Raw genomic sequence first — 4670 nt, forward strand, 5'->3', positions numbered from 1 at the left:
GCGGAGGGGCCGTCCAAAGACTTCCACTCCCCGCAGTTCAGTATCCCCGCCAGGCACTTCACGAGGGTGCTCTTACCGGCACCGTTGGGCCCGAGCACCGCCACGAACTCGCCCTCCCCGACGTCCAGGTTAATCCCCCTGAGCACCGCGGAACCGTTGTATGAGAACCGCAGGTTTCTGGCACTCAGGACGTGCTTTTCGGATGACGGCTTCATCTCCTTCCCTCCATCTTCACCAGCAGGTAGATGAACGTCGCGCGCCGAGGAAGGACGTCACTATGCCCACCGGAAGTATCATCGGCGACAGGATGAGCCTCGCGATGGTGTCGGCGGTTACAAGGAGGAGCGCCCCCGCCAGCGCCGATAGGGGAATCAGGAAGCGGTGGTCCCCGCCCGCCACCAGCCTCACCGCGTGGGGGGCTATCAGGCCAACGAAGCCGATGACCCCGACGAAGGCAACGCTGACTGCGGTTATCAGGGCCGCGAGGAACGTGGAGATCAGCCTCACCCGCTCAACATCAACGCCAACGCTCTTCGCCACCTCGTCGCCCATGGCGGCGGCGTTCAGGTCCCAGCGCTTGACGATGAAGTACCCGAGGACCGGGATGAAGATGGCGGCCATTATGGCATCTTCCCTCCATGTGGCCCTGCCGAGGTCCCCAAAGCTCCAGTAAACCATGGCGGCGAGCTGTAGCTCGTCGGCGAAGTACTGGGCGAGGGTGGTCAGGGCCACGAACAGGGAGCTCATGGCGACGCCCGCCAGGATTATCGCCTCCGGGCTCAGTCCCCTCAGCTTCGCGAGGAGCAGTATTACCGCCGTGGCGCTTATCGCCCCCATGAAGGCGAAGAGGACGACCACGTAGGGGTTGTCAAGGGATATCCTGCCGGAGCTCTCGGCATAGCCGGCTCCGAGAAGTATCGCGAGGGAGGCCCCGAACATCGCGCCATGGGAAACCCCCATCGTGAAGGGCGTGGCCAGTGGGTTCCTGAGGAAGCCCTGCATGACGGCGCCGGCCACGGCCAGGGTGGCCCCCACGAGGAGGCCCGCGGTTATGCGGGGAAGCCTGACTTTCCAGACGACGAGGCCCGCGCCCCCGCTCCCTCCCCCGAGGAGCGCCTCCAGAACCTCGCGGGGTGTGAGTTCATACGAGCCGTGGGAGAGGGAGTACAGGCTAACCAGGGCCGTGAGGAGAAAGAGGAAAAGGCCAATGGAGAGCTTTTTGGCGGTGTACCTCTCGTAGTCCATGGTGATCACGGTGACGTCGGTAGTGAGTGCTTCACAGTTCCGTTGGAGAGGTCTATGCTCCCGAAGCCTCCGAACTGGTCCGCCATGACGGCGTAAACGGACTTTCCGAGGAGGAACCTGTATATCTCGTCCGCCTTCTCAGCCGGGTCTATGTCTTTAAAGCGCTCGGGATAGAGGACTTTTCCTATGAAGTAGGCATCCGCCAGGGCCGTGCCTATGTTGGTGGTGTAGAAGTTGTACGGCAGCATGCCGTAAACGTTGCCCTCTTTCACGGCGCTGAGGGAGTTGTAGAAGTCGGGGTTCTTTCTATAGTCGTCGAGGACGAGTTTTAGACCACCCTCGTCTATGAAGATGTACTCCGGCTGCCATTCGAGGAGCTTTTCCACGTCGATGGATTTGTGGCCGCTTCCCAGCTCATCGGCGACGTTCTTTGCATGAACTGCCGCAAACGGCGGGTATCCTGCCTCCGTGCTCTCTATCCCGTGGGCGCCCTTGTAGCCGATGCCCCCTACGTATGCGCTCCTCGGCTCGACGCCTTCTGTGCGCTTCAGGAGGTCCTCCTGCGCGGATTTGAGGAAGGCTATGACCTCCTCGGCGCGCTTCTCCCTGTTGAGAATCCTCCCGGCCAGCTCGAGCGATTTGAACAGCTCCTCATTATCAAAGGTCGCCAGCTCCCCGTAGCTGAGCACGACGACGGGTATTCCCGTCTTCTCCTGTATCTCGTCTGCGGTCTTGACATCGACGTAGGTGATGAATATCACGTCCGGTTCGAGCTTTATCAGGGCCTCGAAATCCGGCAGCTTTCCGGGGCCACCAGGACCTATGCTGGGAAGCTCTTTAAGCTCGGGATGGGCTATGATGTACGGCCTTCCGAAACTGTAGCGCTTTTCGAAGTCCTCCACCCCAACGACCATGTCGCTTGCGTTGAGGTAAACAACCAGTCTGAGCGCACCCGGCCCCGCTGCAACGACCCTTTCAACGTGGGCCGGAACCTCTATGGTTCTTCCCAGGGCATCGGTGACGGTTATGGTTCCGGTCGTGGTTTCTGATCCGCTTTTCTCCGCGGCGTTTCCGATGCACCCGCTCAGAGAGACGGTCAGCAGTATGAGGAAAACCGCGAGCAGCCGTTTCATAACTTTTCCCATGTCAGCACCCCCTTGGAGCGGTTTGGTTGATCTCCACTATGCCCTTACCGACGACCCCTAGGTACGCCTCGCCGGCGCAGCGGAGGCAGAAGGGTTCGCCGTTTATGTAAACCGCCTTCGACTCCATGAACAGCTCGCCACACTTTGAGCAGCGGGCGCTCTCAACTATCGGCGCCTGTTCTATGGGGGGAACCTTTACGCTCTCGATTTTGAATTCTTCTTTGGGGAGGTGGAGCATGGTTCTCGCCGCCCTCTCCCACAGTTCCCACAGGCGCTTTCTCTCCTCTTCGGTTCCCCTCCGCTCCCTGACGACCTTGTTGAACAGTTTGAGGGCTTCGGGGGGATAGTGCCTCCTCAGCTTTTCCCCGTCGGCGTAAACCCTGACGCCCTCCCAGGTGGAGCGCCTGACGAGCGTCAGGGCGGTTTTTCCGAGGTCGATGTACACCAGCGAATTGTTGCCGAGGGTGCAGCCTGTGGTGACCTGGACGCCGTCGGTGAAGCAGCTGTTGATCTCGACTATCGCGAGTATGGACTCATCGACGCTGCCGGAGTAGTCGAGTCTCCCAACCCCGAGTTCCTCCATCGCTATCAGCGATGCCCTTATCCCCAGGGCGAGGTAGGGACAAACGTGGCCGTGGAACTCTCTCGCGTATTCCAGTATTCCATCGACGTTTCTCTCTGCCACTAACCTGTTGAGCTCAAGCATTGTATCACCAATTTCAGATCAAGTAGCACGATTTTTAACACTTTTTTGATATGGGTGTTATAAACAAAAGGTTGGATAGCCGAGGCTCTGGCCCGGGACAACTCCCGGGAGGGCACCAGGCGATCTAAACGTTTCTTCCCTTTAGCTTTTCAACGTCCCCGCGGGTGTTCACGTTGAATAAGCTCTCCCGCCATTCCTCTGGCAGTTCCTCGATATCCACGTAACAGGCGTCGCTTTCCCGCACGGCCCTGTTTATAGCGTAGTTTCCCTCCTCAATCTTTTCCCTAAGAAGCGGGAGGAAATCCTGAGAATATGCCGCATGGAGCGGTTCGAGGTAGCCGTTTGCCCATCTCGGCACGCAGGCTGGCTTTTTTGCCTCCAGGAACCTATCGATGATGAAATCAATGAACCCGGGGACAATGAGCGGCATGTCCCCGGCCACCACGAAGGCATCACCGAGGCTCAGCGCGGTGTAGATGCCGCCTATTGGGCCGATCATGAGTGTATCGACGAGGACGTCGTAGCCGAGCGCTTCAATCATGTCCGCATTCTCCCTGGATGAGATTACCACTATCTCGTCGACCCCCCTTGCCAGTTCAACCCTCTCGATGGTGTGGAGAATGAGGGGCTTCCCGTCGATTCTGACGAGGAGCTTGTCGCCCCCGAAGCGCCTGCTCCTGCCTCCCGCTAGGACCGCCCCGATCACGCCTTACACCTCAGAACGGGTCGCTTCAAGGGTATCTCACCTAAAAGAACCGCCGGCTGACGTCACTTCTCTTTTATCAACGGCATCAAAATGGGAAACAAAAGGGGAGGAACTCACTCCTCCGGCTTCGGGAGGGTGACCTCGACGCCGATGGTCTTCCACATTGCTTTTATCTGCTCGCGCATGACGTCGATGGCCTCGGGCTGCTTGAAGAGGTGCTTGAACCTGCCCTGGAGCTTGAGGTACTCCTCGATGGGCTTCTTGAACTCGATGGCAACTACGCGACCGCCCTCGCGCTTGACCTTGGCGCCTCCTCCCGGAGCCTGTATCTTGATGTTCCAAAGGTCGCCGTTCTCGATCTCAAAGAGCGGCCAGACGCCGGTCTCGATGGCGAGCCTGGCGATCTCGACACCCTTCTCGAGCGGGCTCTTCCATCCGGTCGGGCAGGTACACTGGACCTGGACGAAGGCCGGGCCGTCCACCTTGGCGGCCTTCTTCATCTTCTTGACGAAGTCGAACGGGTTGCCTATGCTGGCGGTTGCGACGTACGGAACCTGGTGGGCGGCGGCGATGAGGGCGACCCACTTCTTGGGCTTGTCCTCACCGATGGAGTACTTGCCCGGCGGGCTGGTGGTGGTCCAGGCACCGTAGGGGGTTGAGGAGCTCCTCTGGATTCCGGTGTTCATGTAGGCCTCGTTGTCGTACATGAGGTAAACGACGTTGTGCCAGCGCTCGAGCATACCGCTGAGGGCCTGCATACCGATGTCGGCGGTACCGCCGTCACCGCCTATGGCGAGTATCTTGCCCTTCCTTCCGAGCTTCTTCCAGGCGGCCTCGACACCGCTTGCAGCAGCGGCCGCGTTCTCAA

The 4670-nt window shown here is 59.6% G+C and carries 4 protein-coding genes and 2 pseudogenes; all 6 read right to left on the reverse strand.

Annotated elements, in window-relative coordinates:
* Positions 1-215, reverse strand: a pseudogene (locus APY94_RS12390) (ATP-binding cassette domain-containing protein); the annotation flags it as partial.
* Positions 212-1245: pseudogene (locus tag APY94_RS12395) on the reverse strand (FecCD family ABC transporter permease). The pseudogenes APY94_RS12390 and APY94_RS12395, both read right to left, overlap by 4 nt.
* A 5-nt stretch (positions 1246-1250) precedes the next feature.
* Positions 1251-2378 carry an iron ABC transporter substrate-binding protein gene (locus tag APY94_RS12400; protein WP_058939916.1) on the reverse strand — a complete coding sequence of 376 codons (1128 nt, stop codon included), beginning with the start codon at positions 2376-2378 and terminating at the stop codon, positions 1251-1253.
* A 13-nt stretch (positions 2379-2391) separates the two neighbouring features.
* The gene (locus APY94_RS12405; RefSeq protein ID WP_058939913.1) at positions 2392-3096 is read right to left on the reverse strand and encodes an FmdE family protein; all 705 of its coding nucleotides are present in this window, start codon (positions 3094-3096) and stop codon (positions 2392-2394) included.
* Positions 3097-3220: 124 nt separating this feature from the next.
* Entirely contained in the window at positions 3221-3802 is a 582-nt protein-coding gene (gene mobA / locus APY94_RS12410) for a molybdenum cofactor guanylyltransferase MobA (protein ID WP_058939914.1), read from the reverse strand.
* A 113-nt stretch (positions 3803-3915) separates the two neighbouring features.
* Positions 3916-4670, reverse strand: a 755-nt coding sequence (locus APY94_RS12415) for a thiamine pyrophosphate-dependent enzyme (protein WP_058939915.1), incomplete at its 5' end; no start/stop codon positions are given.

Source organism: Thermococcus celericrescens (assembly GCF_001484195.1).
In the GTDB taxonomy this organism is placed as follows: Archaea; Methanobacteriota_B; Thermococci; order Thermococcales; family Thermococcaceae; genus Thermococcus; species Thermococcus celericrescens.

What these genes read in the sequence shown, in the direction of transcription:
- APY94_RS12400 (WP_058939916.1), bottom strand. Translation starts at nt 2,378, where the DNA reads ATGAAACGGCTGCTCGCGGTTTTCCTCATACTGCTGACCGTCTCTCTG.
- APY94_RS12405 (WP_058939913.1), bottom strand. Translation starts at nt 3,096, where the DNA reads ATGCTTGAGCTCAACAGGTTAGTGGCAGAGAGAAACGTCGATGGAATA.